Source organism: Hymenobacter sp. APR13 (genome assembly GCF_000737515.1).
Lineage (GTDB): Bacteria > Bacteroidota > Bacteroidia > Cytophagales > Hymenobacteraceae > Hymenobacter.
This window is the reverse complement of the sequence record NZ_CP006587.1, coordinates 4,806,502-4,825,578: the sequence shown is the minus strand read 5'-3', so window position 1 is coordinate 4,825,578 and position 19,077 is coordinate 4,806,502. Positions and strand designations below refer to the sequence as shown.

Annotated in this window: 19 protein-coding genes; 11 read left to right on the top strand and 8 right to left on the bottom strand. The window is 64.0% G+C overall.

Going from position 1 to position 19,077, the window contains the following annotated elements; genetic code table 11:
• Positions 1-170 precede the first annotated feature (170 nt).
• Both N008_RS22045 and N008_RS20320 read left to right on the top strand, forming a co-directional pair.
• On the top strand, positions 171-1,097 hold the full coding sequence (locus tag N008_RS22045; RefSeq protein WP_052381803.1) for a DUF3667 domain-containing protein: 927 nt from the start codon (positions 171-173) through the stop codon (positions 1,095-1,097).
• Between the two features lie 504 nt (positions 1,098-1,601).
• The gene (locus N008_RS20320) at positions 1,602-1,925 is read left to right on the top strand and encodes a hypothetical protein (protein WP_231569755.1); all 324 of its coding nucleotides are present in this window, start codon (positions 1,602-1,604) and stop codon (positions 1,923-1,925) included.
• A gap of 155 nt (positions 1,926-2,080) precedes the next feature.
• Here N008_RS20320 and N008_RS20315 read toward each other — a convergent pair whose 3' ends face one another.
• The 3 genes from N008_RS20315 to N008_RS23945 all read right to left on the bottom strand — a co-directional run bounded on the left by N008_RS20315 (position 2,081) and on the right by N008_RS23945 (position 4,267).
• Positions 2,081-2,614, bottom strand: a complete 534-nt coding sequence (locus tag N008_RS20315) for a hypothetical protein (RefSeq protein WP_044018072.1) — start codon at positions 2,612-2,614, stop codon at positions 2,081-2,083.
• A 538-nt stretch (positions 2,615-3,152) separates the two neighbouring features.
• Positions 3,153-4,088, bottom strand: coding sequence for a YhcG family protein (locus tag N008_RS20305; RefSeq protein WP_231569754.1), 936 nt, complete (start codon positions 4,086-4,088; stop codon positions 3,153-3,155).
• Positions 3,995-4,267, bottom strand: coding sequence for a hypothetical protein (locus N008_RS23945; RefSeq protein WP_231569833.1), 273 nt, complete (start codon positions 4,265-4,267; stop codon positions 3,995-3,997). Before N008_RS23945 ends, N008_RS20305 begins: the two co-directional genes overlap by 94 nt.
• A gap of 195 nt (positions 4,268-4,462) precedes the next feature.
• Between N008_RS23945 and N008_RS20300 the strand changes: the two genes are divergently transcribed.
• Together N008_RS20300 and N008_RS20295 are read left to right on the top strand one after the other, a co-directional pair.
• Complete coding sequence (locus N008_RS20300) at positions 4,463-4,726, top strand: hypothetical protein (protein ID WP_044018070.1); 264 nt, start codon at positions 4,463-4,465, stop codon at positions 4,724-4,726.
• 131 nt (positions 4,727-4,857) lie between these two features.
• Positions 4,858-5,643 (top strand): hypothetical protein, encoded by a 786-nt coding sequence (locus tag N008_RS20295; protein WP_156109446.1) that lies wholly within the window; start codon positions 4,858-4,860, stop codon positions 5,641-5,643.
• A 79-nt stretch (positions 5,644-5,722) separates the two neighbouring features.
• On the opposite strand, the gene N008_RS20290 is transcribed toward N008_RS20295, so the two are convergent.
• Positions 5,723-6,226 (bottom strand): hypothetical protein, encoded by a 504-nt coding sequence (locus N008_RS20290; RefSeq protein WP_156109445.1) that lies wholly within the window; start codon positions 6,224-6,226, stop codon positions 5,723-5,725.
• Between the two features lie 62 nt (positions 6,227-6,288).
• On the opposite strand from N008_RS20290, the gene N008_RS20285 reads away from it, so the two are divergent.
• Positions 6,289-6,510: a hypothetical protein gene (locus N008_RS20285; RefSeq protein WP_156109444.1), complete on the top strand. Its 222-nt coding sequence runs from the start codon at positions 6,289-6,291 to the stop codon at positions 6,508-6,510.
• A gap of 257 nt (positions 6,511-6,767) precedes the next feature.
• Here the strand turns inward: N008_RS20285 and N008_RS22040 are convergent, their stop codons facing one another.
• A complete protein-coding gene (locus N008_RS22040; RefSeq protein ID WP_052381802.1) occupies positions 6,768-7,652 on the bottom strand; it encodes a helix-turn-helix domain-containing protein in 885 nt (294 codons plus the stop codon).
• Positions 7,653-7,955: 303 nt separating this feature from the next.
• Between N008_RS22040 and N008_RS20275 the strand changes: the two genes are divergently transcribed.
• Positions 7,956-8,399 carry a nuclear transport factor 2 family protein gene (locus tag N008_RS20275; RefSeq protein WP_044018066.1) on the top strand — a complete coding sequence of 148 codons (444 nt, stop codon included), beginning with the start codon at positions 7,956-7,958 and terminating at the stop codon, positions 8,397-8,399.
• A gap of 893 nt (positions 8,400-9,292) precedes the next feature.
• On the opposite strand, the gene N008_RS20270 is transcribed toward N008_RS20275, so the two are convergent.
• Positions 9,293-9,964 (bottom strand): TetR/AcrR family transcriptional regulator, encoded by a 672-nt coding sequence (locus N008_RS20270; protein ID WP_044018065.1) that lies wholly within the window; start codon positions 9,962-9,964, stop codon positions 9,293-9,295.
• 339 nt (positions 9,965-10,303) lie between these two features.
• Between N008_RS20270 and N008_RS20265 the strand changes: the two genes are divergently transcribed.
• From N008_RS20265 to N008_RS20245, 5 genes are all read left to right on the top strand, one after another.
• A complete protein-coding gene (locus N008_RS20265; protein WP_081910919.1) occupies positions 10,304-11,359 on the top strand; it encodes a prohibitin family protein in 1,056 nt (351 codons plus the stop codon).
• Between the two features lie 3 nt (positions 11,360-11,362).
• Positions 11,363-12,181: a hypothetical protein gene (locus N008_RS20260; RefSeq protein ID WP_052381801.1), complete on the top strand. Its 819-nt coding sequence runs from the start codon at positions 11,363-11,365 to the stop codon at positions 12,179-12,181.
• A 53-nt stretch (positions 12,182-12,234) separates the two neighbouring features.
• A complete protein-coding gene (locus N008_RS20255) occupies positions 12,235-12,744 on the top strand; it encodes a hypothetical protein (RefSeq protein WP_044018064.1) in 510 nt (169 codons plus the stop codon).
• 54 nt (positions 12,745-12,798) lie between these two features.
• The gene (locus tag N008_RS20250; protein ID WP_044018063.1) at positions 12,799-13,347 is read left to right on the top strand and encodes a hypothetical protein; all 549 of its coding nucleotides are present in this window, start codon (positions 12,799-12,801) and stop codon (positions 13,345-13,347) included.
• Positions 13,348-13,417: 70 nt separating this feature from the next.
• A complete protein-coding gene (locus N008_RS20245; RefSeq protein WP_044018062.1) occupies positions 13,418-13,732 on the top strand; it encodes a hypothetical protein in 315 nt (104 codons plus the stop codon).
• A 323-nt stretch (positions 13,733-14,055) separates the two neighbouring features.
• Here N008_RS20245 and N008_RS20240 read toward each other — a convergent pair whose 3' ends face one another.
• Both N008_RS20240 and N008_RS20235 read right to left on the bottom strand, forming a co-directional pair.
• Positions 14,056-14,256, bottom strand: coding sequence for a PID-CTERM protein-sorting domain-containing protein (locus tag N008_RS20240; RefSeq protein WP_044018061.1), 201 nt, complete (start codon positions 14,254-14,256; stop codon positions 14,056-14,058).
• Positions 14,257-14,387: 131 nt separating this feature from the next.
• Entirely contained in the window at positions 14,388-18,971 is a 4,584-nt protein-coding gene (locus tag N008_RS20235; RefSeq protein ID WP_044018060.1) for an IPT/TIG domain-containing protein, read from the bottom strand.
• Positions 18,972-19,077 lie beyond the last annotated feature (106 nt).

Genomic DNA, 19,077 nt, shown 5'->3' with positions numbered 1-19,077 from the left:
AGCAAGAAATCGACCCAAGTGGTGCCTCAAGATGGCCCTTTCGCCACCCTCCTTCCCGGTTGAGAAACGGCTGCTCCCATGGGAGCGCCCGCCACGAAGGTCCGCTGCTCCTTGTGCCGGTGGCCTTTATCCCTTACTTTGCCCCCCTCACTGCCCTGTTTGCTGCTTGTATGGAAATTGCCCCCGCCTCCGGCGGCGCCACCCGGGGTGCCGGTGCGGCCACCGATGCCGTTCCGCCCGCCCTGCTGCCTGGCCACGCCCGCCCCGCGGCGTGCCTGAACTGCGACACGCCCCTCACCGGTAAGTTTTGCGCGGACTGCGGGCAGCCCGCCGCCACGCACCGCCTCACGATGGGGCATTTGCTGCACGAGATACCGCACGCCGTCTGGCACGTCGACAAAGGCATTGTGTTCACCCTGCACGCGCTGCTGCTACGGCCGGGGGCCACCGTGCTGGGGTATTTGGGGGGGCAGCGGGCGCGGTACTTCGCGCCGGTTTCGCTGCTGTTGCTCGTGACGGGCGTGACCAGTTTCGTGGCCGTGAAAACGGGGATGAGCCAACAGGCGAGCACCCTGAACGGCGACGCTTCGGCCGCGCTGCGCGCCGCCCAGGCGCAGGGCCTCGAGTCCATGTTTCTTTACATGAGCTGGATTTACGTGGCCGTGTCGCCGCTCATTGCCTGGGTGGCGCGCCGGACGCTGCGCCGGGCGCGCTTGAACCTAGCCGAAGCCCTGGTGGCCGTGTGCTACCTCACGGCCGCCAGCAACCTGCTCACGCTGTTGCTGACGCCGTTGTATTACGGTATTGATTCGGCCACCTTCTACTTCTGGGTGACGACGGGTTCGTCGCTGCCGCTGCTGGCCTACCAGGGCTGGGCCTACGGGCAGTTGCTGCTGCACACCTCCCTAGGCCGTTGGGGTCGCTGGTGGCGGGGGCTGCTCACGGCGGTGGCCGCGTACGGGCTGGTGATGCTCGGATGCCTGGTCCTCGCGTTCGCGCTGAACTGGGGCAGTTTCAAGGCGGCCGGTGAGAAAGAGTTAAAAGAGCGGCGGGCCCAGCAGCCACACGCCGCGCCGGCGGCGCCACCGCGGCCTTAAATCGTTCCGCTCGGCCATGGCTCCTTAGCCGTCCGCAACATCCGCCGCACGCAGGCTTTGTTTAGAAAGGCTGCGGCCAGCGCGGTAATACGAACGTTGCATTTAATTGTCGTGCCGTAAATGCGCTTCGTTTGGGGGAAGGAGCGTTGGATGGAGACCCCGAGTCCCGGAACCTTGTCCCCAGAAGCTGGTTGCCGTGGCCGGGTAACTGATGCCGTTACCTAAAATTCAACCAGCCTCCCACCACCAGCTGCTGGCGGAGGTAACTTGGAGCCCTGCACGCCCTGTACACCGACGACTTCATCGCCTACGACGTCGGCAACAACTGGCTGTACGGGGAGTGGGCCGCCGAGCAGACCGAATAATCGTGCGCACCCGCTGCGAGTTGCGGCTGGGCTTTGTGCACCGCTCCCACGTCCGGCGCGTGCCGCTCGACAAAAGGGAGAAACAAGCTAAGTTTGCTACTCCACCCGACCACTCAGTCAACGCTTAACAGGTACGATTATGGGATTTTCCAACCGATTTAAGCCTCAACTACGGGCTGAGGAGCTAGTCAGTGCCACACAGGCGGCTAAGTCCTCCAGCAAAGACTACGCTAAAATGACACGGGAAGAATTAAGGGTAGAAGAGAAAAAAATGAACGCGCAAAAAATCATCACGGCGCTGGTCATTGGGGGGATGGTTGGCCTCGCTCTTTGGTCGGCGACCCATCATAAAGGGGGGGCCACGTTTCTGCTGCTGCTTTTTGCTTGGTGGATTGCTCACAAAAACTCCCAAAACCTAAAGAGCCTTCAAGCGGAAATAAGCCACAGGGATACGGTTGGTTAAGCAGGGTGCTGTAGCCCGATTTCGGTCGACATGTTGAGCCTAATCGTGGAAGCCTCGAACCCATGAGTAGCGCTGGCCGGTACCCCAGACAAAGAACCAAGCAGGCTGGGAGAGTTCAATAAGACGGTCCGAACAAAGAAACAAGGATGCCGCCACTACTTCAGGTGTCGTACCTCCTGCAATAAGTCTAAGGCCGGTTGCAGCACGGCGCTGTCGGCTGGTTGTAAGAAGCGCATACCCGTGCCCTCCTGTTCCATCCTCTGAGCCAGAGGCTCTAAGGTCGGGTCCGGAGACAGTGGCCCCTGCAGGTTGAGCAGTTCGCCGACCAGGCTGAATCCTGTGGTGGAGCCCTGCTTAACCCAGAGCTTCTCGTAGTGGACTTCGGACGTAAAATCCGGGCACAGGGTGGTGAAGTGCCCGACCGGCGCGGCTAAGCGTTGGGCCAGCGACCGGCTGACAAACGTGCTGCTATCCACCTTTCCCGACCGCCGGTAGGCGTAGGCTGTGAACTGGTCCGCTCCTCGCTGCACCACACGCAGGCAACGGGCGTTATCGGGGTGGCCGCCGGTCGCGCTCAGGTAGAGCAACGTATAGGGGGCGCCCACGTGCCGGGCAAAGTCCTGCACCGCAGTATAGGCCGCAGTGGTATCGGCCGCAGCGTAGGTGGCCGGCTCCTGTACCTGCAACATGCGGCACGTGGACGAGGCTGGGGCGGATATGCGCGGGGCGGTACATGCCCCGAGGGCGGCAAGTAAAGACAAGTAGGCGCGCATAAGCCGTAAGATACACAGCTAGCTCTGCTTCATCTACATGACTCCCTGTTCAGGAAAACGGTAGAATGCTGAATGCGCTCCGCGTGTGGAACGGGCCACGGGGGACGGGGGTGACGTGGGGCCGAACCGATACGCATCGGGGGGCGAGCCTTCACTTGCTCGCTTCGGATGCGGGCCATGACGCTGGCAACGGATTGGTCGCATTCGGCTTCCGAAGCGAATATGGCGTGTTGAAACGGTGGGAGAAAACCCGCGCTGGCGACCAGCCCCTTTTCAAGGCTACCGGCCGGAAGACGCTTTCTGGTTGACGTTGCCATTACTTAGGATGCCCGGGCCACGAACGGGCCGTGATGAGGCTGTTGCTGATTTACGTAATAGATCCGAACCTCAGGAGCGAAAGAACGGATGAATTGGAAGCGTAATTGCACCCGTTTGGACTTCCGAACAGCTACTATCAGCTGTTGCCTAAACGTTCTTGCTCCTCTCGTACCAACTGCTGCAACGCTTCTTCCGACGGCAGGTTCATCTGGTATTTGCTCACAAACAGTTGCTCGGCCATGCCCGTGGTCGCATAGCGCACGAGCGTGTCGTTCTTCTGGGCGCACAGAATGAGTCCCACCGGCGGATTGTCGCCTTCGGTCATCTCCTGCTCCCGGTAATAGTTCAGGTACACGTTCATCTGCCCCGCATCGGCATGGCTGAATGCCCCGATCTTCAAGTCCACCAGCACGTGGCACTTCAGAATGCGGTGGTAAAAGACCAGGTCAATGAAGTAGTGCGCGTTGTCGAAGGTGATGCGCTTTTGACGGGCCTCAAAACAGAAGCCCCGCCCCAGCTCCACTAGAAACGTCTGCAAGTGCGCAATAATCGCCGCCTCCAAGTCGCTCTCGCTGTAGCTGGCCCGTTCCTCCAGCCCTAAAAATTCCAACACGTAGGGGTTTTTCACCACATCGGCCACCGACAGCGGCTGCGTGCCGGCGTGGCCGGCCAGCACCGCCGCCTTATCGGTCGAGAGCCCCGTGCGCTCGTACAGCGCCGACTCAATGGCGCGCTTCAGCTCCCGCACCGACCAGCTGTTTTTCACCGCCTGCACCTCGTAAAACGCCCGCTGCACCGGCCGGTCCAGGGCCAGCAACTCCAGAAAGTGCGAGAAGCTCAGCCGGTTCAGCAGCAACTCCGGTGCCAGACCCGGCAGGGCGTGCGGGCCGCTGAACAGGGCCGACGCGGCTGTTGGGAAAGGCTTGGATACATCCAATAGACCAGCTTGTTGCAATTCTGCAGACACGGTCTGCAAAATCAGCGGGTAGGCCCGGTAAAACTCGCGGCACTGGTAAAGTCGCCGTTCTGCGAGCCCTTTGACGCCGTGCAACTGCCGCGCCAGCTCCGACACAGCCGCTCACCGTACTCGGCCCGGTCGCTGCCGCCTTGTTCGTACTCGGCAATGTGCCAGCCGATAAGCCAGTTGCGCACCGTCAACCAATAGTTTACCTGTTGGGCAGCCGCCCGCTGCGTTTGCGCGTGCAGCTGCCCAATCTGTTCCGCCAGCAGCGAAAGCGTGCGTTCTTCCATCGGGACCAAGTTACGCTTGTCCAGTGAGTCGGCCGCAAGGCCGGCGTCTACAAAAAAGCGGATTATCAAGCGAAAAGTTGCCCCTGGCTATTGTTCACTTAAAGGGTGATTCGATCAAAACGAGCGTTTCGCCTTCTGGTTCTAAGCCCATCTTTGTGCGGAACCCGTCTCCTCATTTCCCTTTACTTCTACTGGATGAGCCTCTTTACGATTACGCCGGCCACACACCTGTACGGCCTGCGGCACTTCTTCTATGGGCTCGTGGCGGTGGGGATAGGGCTGGCCCTGACGGGGCTCTATACCATTCCCGTCGGCTTTATCCTGTTGGGCATGGCTCCTTACTATGGCCCCGGGCTTTATATGCACGCAGAGTATTACCTGCGCAACCGCCACACGACCATCGCCGCGTTTGAGGACCGGCTGGAAGTGACGCAACACGGGGCAACGGTGGCAAGCTAAACGCAGCCCGTTCAAAATTAGGAGGGTTTGCTAAAGCTACTTTTACGCGGACCACGCAGGCAGTCGAGTCCGCTGCCATGACGGCTCTTTTCTTTTACCCCTGTCCCCTTCCGACCGTGTTCCTACCTGTTGTGACTCGCTGTGCCGTGCTCCTGGCCTTCCTGACCGGTTGCCAGGCGGCTCAACCCCCGGGGGTAGCTGTTGCCCGAGTCGACGAGCGGCACTACGTCGTGACCCGAACTGTCGTTCCGGCGCAGCGGGCGAAAGCCGACCTCTTGGCCCACAAGCCGCCGCACCTGCCGGCGCACGCGCACCTGTGGGAAAGCAACCAGGACCATTTTATGCTCTACGGGTGGGTGGCCTACGACGGACCCGTGGACGGGGCCTCGAACGTGCACCACCTGCGGGTGTTCGACGCGGACGGGGCCCTGATGTCGCCAGGCCATTACGTCGTCGTGCCCGCGCAGACCCCGCTGGTGGTAGACTTCGCCGATTACCGGGTGGAGTACCCGCTGGGCAAGATCGTGGGGCTCGTCACGGGCGGGGTGCAGCGCAAGCTGCTGCACTTCAACTACAACGACCGCGAGTACGCGCCCATGTTCCGGCCAACGCGGAACGCGGGGCCGCGGCCCCAGCTCGTGACCGGCTACACCGTGGCCACCGGCAGCCCTGAAGCAGACGTGTACGTGGCGCTGGTCCCGGGCCCAGCCGGCGCGCAGGTTACGGTCGAAGACGAGTTCCACGACATGCACACGGCGGCTTACACCTGGCAGCCCTTGACGGCCCACGCCGGCGTGCCTCCGACCCCGCCCTTTCGCTTCAAGTACTATGACCCTACTGCCCGCGCCCTGTACCTGGTGGACCCCCACTGGGCTTTGGTGGAGCAGCGGCCGGGCCAAAAGAATAAGCCGCAATAGACAGGCGGAGTATCGTTCAGCGAAACGGTACTGACCTAAACACGATCCGTGCAAAAACAGGCGGCCTTTTAATCCCCATTCAAGCTCTCGCTTCTTTGGCTTTAAAATGGGCTTGCAGGCTTAAGTTAAGTAAACCGCCTACCACCAAAATAGCTCCGGCGACAAACAGGAAGCCGGCTCCAACTAAGTCGGCTAGGTTGGCGGACCACAGGAAGGGGTAACAGAAGAACATCGCCGCGATGCCCACGGCCATTACCCCGTAGCTGCCCAGCCAGCTCAGGCGCAGGTGCAGGTTGGGTTGGCGGGTGAGTTTCATTTCTTGGTACCGACTAAACAAGTGGCTGCGCAGCTGCTGCAGGGAGCTGTGCTGACAGTCCTCAATGGTCAGGGCAGCGAGCGGCAAACAGCGTCGTCCGGCGTAGTAGTCTTGTCGAAACAAGCGCCAATGCTGCGGCAAGAGCAGCAGCCCAAAAAGAAAAATCAGCATGCTGGGCAGCGTCCAGTTGCCGTTGCCCAGCATAAAGGCTTGCATCCTAATTTCGCCTACCGCCTCTAATTCGTAGGCCAGCACCACGTGTTTCAAGTCGTGGCTTTCAAAGCCAGGCACCAACGTTAACTCCCGGGCCAGCAAGCATGCCCCAGCGCGTGCACAACCGTTCCTTCGGGAATCTGGCTCAAGGTGGTCACCTTGCGGTGGTAGCACGTCATATCGTGGCACTGCTCCAGGCACCACACCGACAGGAAAAAAGCGTGGCGAATGAGCTGCTCGGGGACGGAATACTCACCCAGATGCCGGCCACGCTGGCGCTGCAGTGCTTTGAAGATACGGCTGTGTGGTGCCTGCCGCTGGCCCTGCCGGTGCGCTGAAGGCTTCATGCTGGCACGCAGGCAAGCTTACGACGGAGCTTACGCAGGTCATTCCCCCCTATACCGGTTAGACAGCGCCATACGTCAGGACACTACGGTTGCGGGCCTGCGCAGCCGGGCCTATTGGGATTCGGTGTCTTATCGTGCGGCAGTTCCCGCTGGCGCACGATAAGACACCGATTACCTGGCTGGATGGCGGCTGGAGCATTGTCTGCGGTTGACTCCCACCCCAACAGCAATGGTATGCCTTTTCCCGGTTACAGGGGACATTGTTGCTGGTAGGCGGCGGGCGTCTGGCCGGTATGGCGGCGAAAGAACTTGCCGAAAGCCGAGGCGTCGCTGAAGCCCAGCATGTCGGCAACCTGGCTTACGCTCCGGTCTGTCTGCCACAGCAGCCGGCGGGCTTCGCGCAGCAGTTGGCCGGCAATCCACTCCCCGGCCGTTTTGCCCGTAGCGGCTTTCACCGTTTCACTCAGGTGTTTACTTGTCACGCAAAGCTGGCTGGCATACGCGGCTACCGGGCGCAGCGACGGAGTGTCGGCGGCTACCAGCTGCTGAAACTGAGCCACCAGCTCGAACCGGCGCGGCCGGTGGGTGGGTGCGGTGAAGCGCCGGCTGTAGGAGTCGGCCGCCAGGTAAAGCAGGGCCGCAGCGTAGCTACGCACCAGGTCAGCCTGGTACGGACTGGGCCGGCCCAGCACGTAACGCACTTCCTGCAGTAGGCGGCTTACCTGGGTTGCCTCTTCGGTCGCCAGGGGCAGTACCCGGGTTGCGTGCGCGTCAAAGAATGCAAACTGCTGGAGTTGGGTAGGGTCCGCAAAGGGCTGGGAAAAGAATTCTTCCGTGAAAAACAGGGCTTCGTTGTAATAGTCGGCTGATTGTTGGTGCCACTGACGAAGCGCCTGCGGGCCCAGCAGCACCAGCGAGCCGGGAGCCACGTGGTAGTCGGCCTGGTCGGTTCGCAGCTCCACGGTGCCCGCCAGGCACAGGCCCACGGCGTAGAACGAGGCCCGGTAGGGCTCCATTGGTAAGGGCCGGCCGGGCGGACTGACCGAAAGGTTGTACGCGGTGGCGTGGCGGGAGAGCAGCGTCCGCCGCTCCAGCAGCTCGGTCAGGGGTATCTGGGGAATCTGGTTGGGCATAACAAGCAAGGGGGCTGCCTCTGTCAGGGCTAAACCCCTTCAAGTAACGAAGGGTTGGCGGGAGCTGGTAAAACGGGGCACTGGCAGGCACTGAAGAAACAGCAGTGCACAAGCAACGAGAGTGGGGCAGCCTGAAGCTGTGCTACCGGCAATAGCGGCCGCAACTGGCGTATTCGGAACCAGGATGTCCGTTCCTGGGACTATCACAGGCCGGATGTGCCGGCGGACCTTTGTCAGAGCCCGCCAGCACCCTTTCGCGGCCCGCGGCGGAAAACCAATTTCCTCATCTTCACTTCAATTTCCATGGCTTTTTCAACTGCCGACGCCAGCCTGGCCCGCGCGGAGCGCGCATTCCGCCAGCACCTGTCCCTTTTCACTGACCCCACCATGACTCGTGAAGCCTACGCCAGCTTGCTGACGGAAGATGCCGTGCACGAGTACCCCTACGCTCCGGCCCCGTTTGCCAGCCGGCTGGAGGGACGCGCCGCCATCACGACCTACATTGCCGACGTAACGCAGCGCGGCACCAACTGGCACTTCACGGATCTGCAGGTGACGGCCACGCCCGATCCGGATACGGTTTTAGTTGAATTCACGGGGGGCGCCTTCGTACCGGCCACCGGCAAAACCTACCACCAGATCTACGTTGGTCGGCTGACCATGCGCGGGGAGCAGATTGCCCGCTACCGCGAATACTGGAACCCCAGTTGGATTATGGAGGCGTTCGTGGGAGACGGCGTGCAGTAATTCTCTGATTTATCGGCGACAAGCACATCAGCCCGTTGGGCAAGTGGACTTAGCTAGAGAAAGTATACTTACTCAACGGGCTGATGTGCTTGTAAAAGCTCGCGGAGTAAACCCTGATGAAAGCTGAAAAGCAGTGCTGTAGTTCTGTTCCAACAAGGAAGTATTTACCGATAACTAACTGAATACCATAGATATAGTATATTTTAGCACAATTGCATATTGAAATTTATACTTAAATATACCCTCTTCAACTTCCCTCAGTTTCCTTGCTTTATACTATGTACTTGGTATAAAAATACACCCCTTCACCTACTCCAACCAGTTATTTCATTTACTCTTTCTGGCACTGTGAAAAGCATGGCACAAAGATTCAACCAGCGGGACATGTATTAGGGCGAGCAGCTAAACCGGCTTATCTTCCACCTTACCGCTTCCCGGGCGGCACTGGCCTGCCGTCATGGCGTCTATTCTCTTGGTCTTGTGCCAACAGTCATTTCGGCCCAAGTGCAGTTTCGCAGCCTGCAGCACCAGGCGAAGGCCTTTACGCCCGAGGTAGTCGCGCTGTCGCCCTCTTTCTCAACCTGCTGAAAGGCCGCTATCGGGAGCCCGGTAGCCTGCCCAGGCTCGACCATGCCACCGCCGTGTACGGGCCCTGGGTGCCCCCCTACTCTCCACGGGCTGGCCTATCAATGCCCCGGTTGCTGCCGGCCGCCGGCATCATTGCCTGTAGCCTCAAGCGCCTGCGCCGGGAGGAGGGCTTGACGTTTCTGTAAACCCGCGCCGCCACGCCTAGGCCCCACACGGGCACCAGGTGTGGCGGTTGTTTTTTGGGGGCGGGGGACGCTCAGCCGGTGCGGTAGCAGACGGCAGCATCGGCCGGACGCCGACCTGCCCTACCCCAGCACGGCGAAGGCCATGTGGAGCAGAAAGGCGTAGATGGCGCTTTCGCTGTCGGCCGGGGGCACGTCGGTGAGCGAGGGCAGGTGCCGGGCAAAGAACAGCTGTTTGCGGGCCGACTCCAGCAGGGTGCTGACCAGCGCGTGCGGATAGGCGTAGGTGGGGTTTATTTCCTGCACCACTTCCACGATGCCGGCGGCCAGCCGCTTGTACTCCTGAAACAGGCCCGCCTGGTTGTCCTCATCTACGTCCTTGGTCAGGTACGATTTGGACGCCTCATTGACCACGATGCGGTAGAGGGCGGCCTCGTCCAGTTCTTGGGTGGCCGGGTCGTCCTGGTGGGCGCGGGTGAGGATGCCCAGCGTCAGGCGCAGCCGCTCGCGGGCGTCGGGCACGTTGTGGGTGTGGAAGCGGATCTGGTAGCGCAGCCAGGCCCAGTGCCAGCTCACCAGGTACACCAGCAGCTTATGCTTGTTTTCGAAGTAGCGGTAGAGCGAGGCCTCGGTGGACTCGATGCGCTGGGCCAGTTTCTTGAACGTGAACTGTTCAAAGCCGATTTCGTCGATGAGCAGGATGCTGTCCGCTATTAGCCGGCGCCCCAGGTCCGTGGCCTGGGGGTCGCGCAGGTACAGGTTTTCGTTGAGCTCAATTCGAAGTGTGGGGTGCATACAGGGGGTACTGGAGCGAGTGAGGGAGAAAATTCCTTGAAAAACTGATCTGCGCGCAGTTTAACATGGCCTGGCGTAGCCGCCGGAAAAAAAGCCAGCTGGCCAGCCACGGTGCCACTACCCGCTGGTGGCAGCAAGACCGTGCGCCCAAATCCTAGTCGTTGGTCGGAGGCATACGACACTCCACATAATAGCTATACCACTTGAATATATAGGTATACTATCACTTATAGAAGTTTTTCTAAAAAATCAGATCAATAGTGCAACCATCCTATATAACCTGTTGTATATGATAGTAAGACTATCAATAATAGTAGCTTAACTAAAAATCTGTTTGCCATGACACAGCTGCCGGTTTTTCGACCCCGTCTGCGCCGGTTCCGGGTTGCCACCCTCTCGCCGACGCTGCCCCGCCCCACGCTGGCGGCCCACAAGGTGCTGGGCGCCGCCAACGTGCGTGTGCTGCTGGAAACCTTCGCTTCCTACAGCCTGCACCGCTCGCTGCTGCTGCTGCGCCGCCCGCTAACGGTGCTGCTGCTGGCCGGGGCCGCCGCCCTCGGCAGCTGCACCACCGTGCGCCAGGGCGAGGTAGGCGTCAAGCGCACGCTGGGCCGGCTCGATGAGCGGGTGGTGCTCTCGGGCCCCAAGGCCTTCAATCCCTTCCTGAGCACCATCATCAAGGTGCCGGTGACCACCCAGAACCTGGAGATTCGCTCCAGTCTGCCGTCGCGGGAGGGCCTGTCGGTGGCCTCGGATATCTCCATTCTCTACCGGGTGAAGGCCGACCAGGTGCCGGGCATCCTGCAAACTACCGGCCTGGGCTACGAGAACATCCTGATTCTGCCCGTTTTCCGCTCGGCCGCCGCCGACGTGTGCGCCCGCTACTTTGCCAAGGACATGCACAGCGCCGAGCGGGCCGTGATTGAGAAAGCCATTCTGGCGCAGATGAACGAGGTGCTCACGGCCCGCGGCTTTGAGATTGAGAACGTGCTGCTCAAGAACATTGCCCTGCCCGCGGGCCTGGCCAAGGCCATCGAGGACAAGCTCGAGTCAGAGCAGGAGGCCCTGCGTATGGAGTTTCTCAAGCAGCGCGAAACCCGCGACGCTGAGCGCCGCGTGATTGAGGCCGAGGGCCAGAAGCGCATTGCCGTGGTGCGGGCCCAGGGCGAGCAGGAAGCCAACATCATCCAGGCCCGGGGCAAGGCCGAGGCCATGCGCATCGAGGCCGAGGCCGTGCGCCTGACCAACCAGCTCCTCAACCGCGACCTGACGCCGGCCGTGCTCAAGTACAAGTCCATCGAGGCCTTCCGGGAGCTGTCGAAGTCGCCGAACTCGAAAACCATCATCACCGGGGGCGGCAGCGGCACGCCCATCCTCAACACCCTCACCCAGTAAGCTTTGACACGTTCCCTTCTGGCGCGGCGCGTCTTTGCCCGGCGCACCGGCCTGGCCTGGCTCCTGCTTCTGCTCCTGCTGTCGTTGCTCCTGCTGCTGCTCACCACCCCGGCGGCGCAGGCCCAGCAGAACCTGTTCAACATCCCGGCCGGCGACCTGACGCCCCAAGGCAAATTCTTCTACCAGCACCAGACCAACGTGTACGGCCCGCGCGACCTGGAATCGAAAAACCACCTGGTGTACGGGCTGGGCCGCGGCTGGGAAGCCGGCCTGAACGTGGTCAACATCAAGATGGACTTCCGGCGCCGCGGCGACGTGTTCGGGGTGAACCGCCACGACCGCGGCCGCCCGCTCAAGCCGCTGGTGCAGCTCACGGGCCAGAAGTTCTTCACGCTCAGCCCCACGCTCAGCACCAGCCTGGGCACGCAGGTGGGCACCAACCCGCTGCGCTTCGGCGGGGCCCGCCGCCGGCTCACGCACTTCAGCTACAACACGTGGGTGTGGAGCCCGCGCCACCACGTGAAGGTGGTGGCCGGCCCCTACCTCTCTGACCGGGGCACGCTCGGGGCCGGCAATCGGGCCGGACTGCTGCTGGGGGCCGAGTATCCGGTGTCGAAGAAAGTGCTGCTGATGGGCGACTTCATCTCGGGCCGCAACGCCACCAGCGTGTCGGTACTGGGCCTTAACTACCTGGCCACCCAGCGGCTGCAGCTGTGCCTGGGCGCGCTGCTGCCCAACCCCGGCAGCGGCAACCGGGCCGGGGTAGTCTTCGAGCTGAACCTGCTCGGCTACGACGCCGATCCGGCCAGCGACGACCACTAAACGCGGCGGCAGTGCCCGCACTGCTTTTCCATTTCTCTTTTCCTGTCTTTGCCATGTACCGCCTGTTGATGCCCCTTGGGCTGCTCGTTGCCACCTTGCTGACCGGCCCGCGCGCCGCGGCCCAGCCCACGGAGCCGGTGCTGAACCGCTCCTACCAGCTCCGGTACGCCGTGCCGCCGCACTGGGCCGTGCGCCACCAGCGCACCGACTCGGTGGACGTGCTCGGCTACCACAACCCCGCCGACGACGCCCGCCTGTGGGTGGGCCAGCTGCGGGGCCGGCACGCCACGCTGCCGCCGGCCCGGGCCCTGCAGCGGGTGCTGCGCCACCTGGGCGCCACCCGCCACGAGCAGCATCACGCCGCCGTGCACTCGCCCGATGCCCTGGAAAGCAGCGGCACCTACCACCTGCGGGGCCGTGAGGTGCGCTACGATGCCCGCGTAAGCCGCCATCCGGGCCAGGTGCTGCTGGTGCATCTCTACGCTACGCCGGCCGCGTTCGGCACCCAGGCTCCCCTGCTGCACCACGTGCTCGACGGCCTCGCGCCGCTGCGGGGCCGCTAACGGCCCCACCCCTGCCTCTTGGTTTTGCTTTACCCACTGCCTTTTCCCACCACCATGAAACCCCTGGTAAAATCCCTGCTGAACTCCCTGTTTGCCTTGCTGACGCTGCTGCTGCCGCTGGGCGTGCAAGCCCAGTCGGAGCCTGAAATCCACTACGAAACCGTGCGCAGCCCCCAGTACCAGCTGCAGTACCAGGTGCCGGCCGGCTGGGACCAGGTGCGCCAGACCAACGACACCACCGTGGCCCTGCTGCACGTGAGCCCCGACCGCAACCTGATGCTCTACATCGGGCAGCTGCGCGGGGCGGCCGCCCACATGACGCCCGACCAGGCGCTCTACCACCTGGCCGAGCAGTTCGGCGTGCCAGTCAACAAGCAGTTCTCCACCACTTACAACGGCATTCAGTTTCTGGAAACCACCGGCACGGGCACCCGCGACGGCCAGCTGCTGCGCTACGACGCGCTGGCGGCCCGCCACCAGGGCCACGTGCTGCTGATCTGCGCCTCGGGCACGCCCGATGCCTTCCGCAACCACGAGCCGCTGCTGCACCACATCCTGCACAGCTTGAGCCCCTACAAAGCCCGCCGGGCCGCCGCCCGCTAAAAGCCGCCGGGCCACCGTTCGGCCCGCCGTTTCTTTCCCATTTCCGCTGCCTTTCCATTCCGACCGCCCCATGATTCTGTTCAACCTGCTCACGCTGAGCGCCGACCACGCCCGCCAGGCCACCCGGCTGGTGCTGACCGAGCACCTGGCCACCGACGTGTTCGTCGACGAGGCCATCGACAACCACTGCCTGCTGCCCGACGGCACCATGGGCACCCAGCCGCTCTACCGGGTGCTATTTCTGACCAAGGCCCTGCTCTGCCGCCGCATCGAGCAGCGGCTGCAGGCCGAGTTTCCCGGCAACGACTTCCGCATCTACGCCACGCCCATCACCCACGTCAACGAGGCCGAAGCCGAGCGGGTGCGCCAACTGCAGGTGGTCTGAGGCCGGCCGGGGGAGGTGCGACGAACCGCCGAACGGCTTGTGGCGGCGGCTTGCGCTTCATTGCCGGGCCCCGGACACTGCAGACGGGGGCGCGGACCGGCGGCAGCATCGGCCACGGCCAGTAGCCGGACACGCCGGAACTGCCCGCGAGGCTCCCGTGTCCGGGTGCAACCTGCCCGTAGCGCCCGACGCCCGCCCCTTCAGAGGCCGGGGCCACGGCTGCGCGCTGCCACTCCCCGCACTGTCCCGCCGGTAAAAACAAAGCCGCCGCCACTTCCCGAAGGAAGCAGCGGCGGCTTTTTCAGTGGCCGGCAGTGGCAGCGCTAGGCGCGGCGGCGGCGCAGGTGCTTGAGGCCGTAGGCCACGGCCCCGGCGGCCAGCAGGCTGGCCCCGCCATCAATGGGCACGGCCGTCGGCTCAGGGGCCGGACCGGGAACCGGGCCACCCGAGCCGGGGCCCTGGGCCCGCGCCGCGCCGCCCACCAGGGCCAAGGCCAGCGTCAGGGAAAACAGAGAGAGTTTCATAAAAAGGCAAGTGTCAGAAGTGAGAGAAAAAAACCAGCCGGCCTGGGGGCCCGCCCAACCGGCGGCTCCCACTGCGCAGTGCGGGAAGCCGCCGGCGGGCGGGCCGGCTCAGGCGGCCGGGGAGCCGGCGCTTACTGGCGCACGAGGCGCTTGGTGAGCGTCTGGCCCTGCTGCGTGGTCAGGCGCAGCGTGTACACGCCCACGGGCAGCTGCTGCACGCTGAGCGTCTGCTCGCCGGCCGCAAGGCGGGTGCTGAGCACAGGCTGGCCGATGCTGTTGAGCACCTGTACCTGCAGGCCGCCCCAGGCGGCGGGGCGCACGAGCTGCACCTGGCCATCCGTGGGGTTGGGGTAGAGGCTCAGCTGCTGCGCCAACTGGCTGGCCGTGCTCAGGGCGCGGCCGGCCACTTCCAGCTGCAGGCGGCCGGCGGTGGTGCCGGCGGGCAGCGTGAGGCTGTAGCGGGTGCCGGAGAGCAGCGGCGTGCGCGTGCCGGTGCTCAGGTCCACCAGCGTCACGGCCGTGCCGGCGGGCAGGTTGGCCAGGTCCGAGGCCGTGAGCGAGTAGGAGCCGGCCTGCGGGGCCTGCACGGTCAGCGGCACGGGCTGGCCCAGCGGGAAGGCGGGGCGGCCGTCGATGGCCAGCGCTTCACCTGAGGCGGCCAGCGTGGCCACGCTCAGCCCGTTGGGGTTCCAGAGCTTGGCCGCGTCAAACTCGCGGTCAAAGCCGGCGGTGGCGCCGGCCTGGGCGTACACGGTCAGCGCGTCATTGAGGCCCTGGCCGCTGAGCTGCAGCTGGAGCTGGGGACGGGTATCGGCCGCGCCGCGGCGCACGGGGGCCTGCTGGGCGTAGGTGGTCACGCGGTTGGCGTTGGTAAGCGCGAGGCTGCCGCTGGTCTGGCCCTCACTCACGCGCACGAAGAACGCCTGGCTGCTACCGATGAGCGGCTCGCCGATGCCGTTGACGAAGCTGCGGTAATTGCCCCCGTACTGCGAGGTGCTCTCGTAGGTGTAGAAAGCGGCATCCATTCTCGTGCGCTGGCCGGCCGGAATGGTGCTCAAATCCAGCGGCGCGGGGTAGGGGTTGCCAATCAGGTTCCAGCCCGCATCGGCGGCCGTGGCCCCGCTGGCGCGGCTGAGCCCGATGATGCCGCTGTTGTTGCCCACCTGCCCGGTGAAGCTCAGGGTGCTGGCCCCGGGCAGCTGCACGGTGAAGCCTTGGAACGCCAGCTGGGCCGGGTCGGTCAGGGCCGCGGGCGACTGCCAGCCCTTATCGAAGGCCGACAGCGAGGTGGCCGGCGAGGTGGCCAGGCGGGCCTGGTTGTAGAAGTACACCGTGGGGAAGGGCGTAACCGAACCCGGCGTGGCCGACGCGTTGTAGGCGCTGTTGACCACCGGCGTGGTGCCGCCCGAGCCGAAGCCGGCCACCGTGGCCCCAATGACCGGGGCGGCCAGGTGGCGGTAGCCCAGGCCGGGGTTCAGGCTGCCATCGATGTAGCGCTGCACGGTCACGCTGCCCTGCACGGCGCCCGCGCCCAGGTTGGCAATCAGGGCCGTGCCGCTGGCGTCGGAGAGCAGGGTCAGGGCCTGGCCGTTGGGGTTCAGGCTACCGGCGTTGAGCGTGAGCACCTGACGGATGGCCACGGGCTGCGACAGCGTCAGCGTAGCGGGGTTAACCGAGGTCAGGTTCAGCACCTGGGCGGGCAGGCCGGTGCCGGTAGCCTGCGCCTGCGTGCCATTGTACACGTAACTGGCGTCCGGCGAGAACGAGCGGGGGCCCGTCAGGCGTACGGCGCCGGTGCTGCCCGTGGCCGTGAGGCCGGCCCCGTCGCAGATGCTGAGCGTGGCGCCGGCGGCCAGCGTGAAGCTGCCGCTGCCGGTCAGGGCTTGGCAGTTGGTGTTGAGCGTGCCCTGCACCAAGAAGGTGCCGTTCACGGTCACGGCCCCGCCGAGCGTGGCCACGCCCGTGCCCGTGATGGTCACGTTGGTGTAGGTGCCGGCGGCAATGGCTACCGGAGCAGCCGTGGTGCCGGTGCTGATAACCAGGTCCTGCGGCGCCGGAGCCGGCTGGCCTACCGTCACCGAGTTGTTGGCTTCGCAGTTGTTGGCATCGGTCACGAACACGGTGTAGGTGCCGGCCGTTAGGCCCGTAATGGTGGCCGTGGTGGCCCCGTTGCTCCACACGTAACTGTAGCCGGGCGTGCCACCGCTCACCTGCACCGTGGCCGTGCCGTTGGCCGCGCCGTTGGTGGTGGCGTCCGTCTTGCTCATCACCAGGCTTAGGGCAGTGGGCTGGGTGATAGTAGCCGAGGCCGTGGCCTCCGCGCCGTTGGCGTCCTTCACGGTCACGTTGTAGGTGCCGGCCGACAGGCCCGTGATGGTGGCTGTGTTGCCGCCGTTGCTCCACTGGTAGGTGTAGGGCGCGGTGCCACCGCTGGCCTGCACCGTAGCCGAGCCGTCGCTGTTGCTAAAGCAGCGCACGTTGGTCTGGCTGCTGATGCTGGCCGAGAGCGTAGCGGTGGGGTTCAACGTAGTAAAGGTGAGCATAGTGCCCTCATCCTCATAGACCTCGTTGCCGTCGGCATTTCGGGCGTAGGCCTGAACCGCATACAGCGTGCTGGGTGTCAGGCCTGTTACCGTTTGGCTGAAGGTTCCGGTGCCTGTGCCCAGTGGCAACCGGGTAATGATTCCGCTAGTCGCGCTTTGGTAAACTATGCCGCGCTCGATAACGGCACTGCCGTTGTCGCTGAGCACGGTGCCACCCAGCGTAGCGCTGGTGGCCGTGACGGCGGCAGGCGTGGCCGTGGCTATAGTGGGGGCTACCGTAAACATCAAGCTATTGGATGTCCCGGCGCTCGTGGTGACGGTGACGGGGCCGGTAGTAGCCCCAGCCGGTACGGTTACAAAAAGGGCGGTGGATGAGGTGACGTTGACAGCGGTAGCTGCTGTACTGTTGAAGCGCACTGTAGTAGCTCCGTTTACAAAGCCGGTGCCTGTGATCTGAAAGCTGAAACCTACCTGGCCGCCGAGTCTGCTCTGGCCTCCCAGGGCCGTCAGCGTCGGGGCCGATGCCGTCACGGTAAAGTTCACCCCGCTGCTCGTGCCGTTGGGCGTAGTCACGGTCACGAGGCCCGTGGTGGCCCCGGCCGGCACGTTCACCGTGAGGGTCTGGCTGCTGCCAGTGCCGCTTACCGTCAGGCCGGTGGTCACGGTGTTGTTGCTCGTGCCGCTAAAGGTCACGGCCGTGGCCCCGGTCAGGTTGCTGCCCGTCAGGGTTACGGACGTGCCTACTGCCCCAGTGTTGGGGCTGATGCTCGTCAGCGTCGGGGGCACCAGCACCGTGAAGCTGTCCACGCTCTGAGCGCTGCCGTCGGGGGCCGTCACCAACACCGGGCCGCTGGTCGCGCCGGCCGGCACCACGAAGGTGATGGTGGTGCTGTTGACCAGGGTGAAGGTGCTGAGAACGGTGCCGTTCAGGGCCACGCTGCTCACGCCCGTGAAGTCGGTGCCCGTTATGGTCACTGTGCGGCCGACCGGCCCGCTGGCCGGGCTCAGGCCCGAAATGCTGGGTGGTGCAGTGCACACGGGCAGTTCCAGCAGCCCGTAAGCCGCCACACGGTAGTGGTCATCCCTCGTGTCGTTCCAGGTACCATCAGGCTTGGTAACTACATAATCCTCGTTGCCGCCGAAGTTGTTGGGTTCGCCACCGGCCCAGTTGCGGTAGCTGGCCGTGCTGCCGTCCTGCCACCTGAAGGTGCCCTCCACGGCAAAGTCGTTCAGGCCCAGCCACAGGTCGGTACCGGACGCCAGGCCCTGCACGTAGGCGTTTTCGGCCGCGTCGTTAATCGTAACCAGGTAGGCGCCGGCGGCCCGGGCCCGGGCGTAGGCCTGGCTGCCGGTCTGGCTGTCGTTGCTGCGGTAGTAAGCCCGCCCGTTGGCGTTACCCACGAAAGTATAGCCCGCGCGCGGGGTCGCCGTGCACACTGTAAAGCTGATGCCGTTGCTCGTGCCGTTGGGCGTGGTCACGATTACGTTGCCGGTGGTGGCCCCGGCCGGCACGGTGGCCGTGATGCTCGTGGCCGAGTTCACCGTCACGCTCGTGGCCTCAGTGGTATTGAAGCGCACCGTGCTGCCCGCCGTGAAGCCCGTGCCCGTCAAGGTCACGGGCGTGCCCACTGCCCCAGTGTTGGGGCTGAGGCTCGTCAGCGTCGGGGCCACCAGGGTAGTAAACGTTTGGCTGGTGCCGTAGCTGGTGCCGGCCGAGTTGATGGCGTAGGCGCGCACCGTATACTGGGTGCCGGCCGTCAGGCCCAATACGGTGCCCGAAAAGGCTGTGCCGATGACGATGCCGCTGGTGGCGACCAGCGCCTTGGTGTTGCTTGTAGTAGGCGTGCCCGTGCCTTGCAGGTACACCACACCGCGCTCGGTTACGGTCGCGGCGCCGGCGGCCGTCACGTTGCCGCCCAGCGTGGCGCTGTTGCTAGTGATGGCGGTAGGGGTGGATGTCGTTACGGTTGGAATTAGCGAAATAAGGCCCAGATAACCAGCCTGTCCGCTACCGCTCAGCGTGATGGCGTCGAAGGTAGCTGGTGGGTTCACAAAGCCTCCCACGGCCAGCTGACCGGCTCGTACGGCAATGCCGAAGCCCTCGTCCGTGCCGCTGCTGCCACCAGCTCTTTTGGCCCATTGGTTGGCCCCTGTTACGGTGTAGGTGGCCAAGAATGCGTCTAAGCCCCCTGCGGAAGTCAGCGATGTGCCAGCAAAGGAGGCGGAGCTGCTGTCGAAGGTGCCCGTCGTGTACACGCTGGTGCCGTCAGTGGCAATG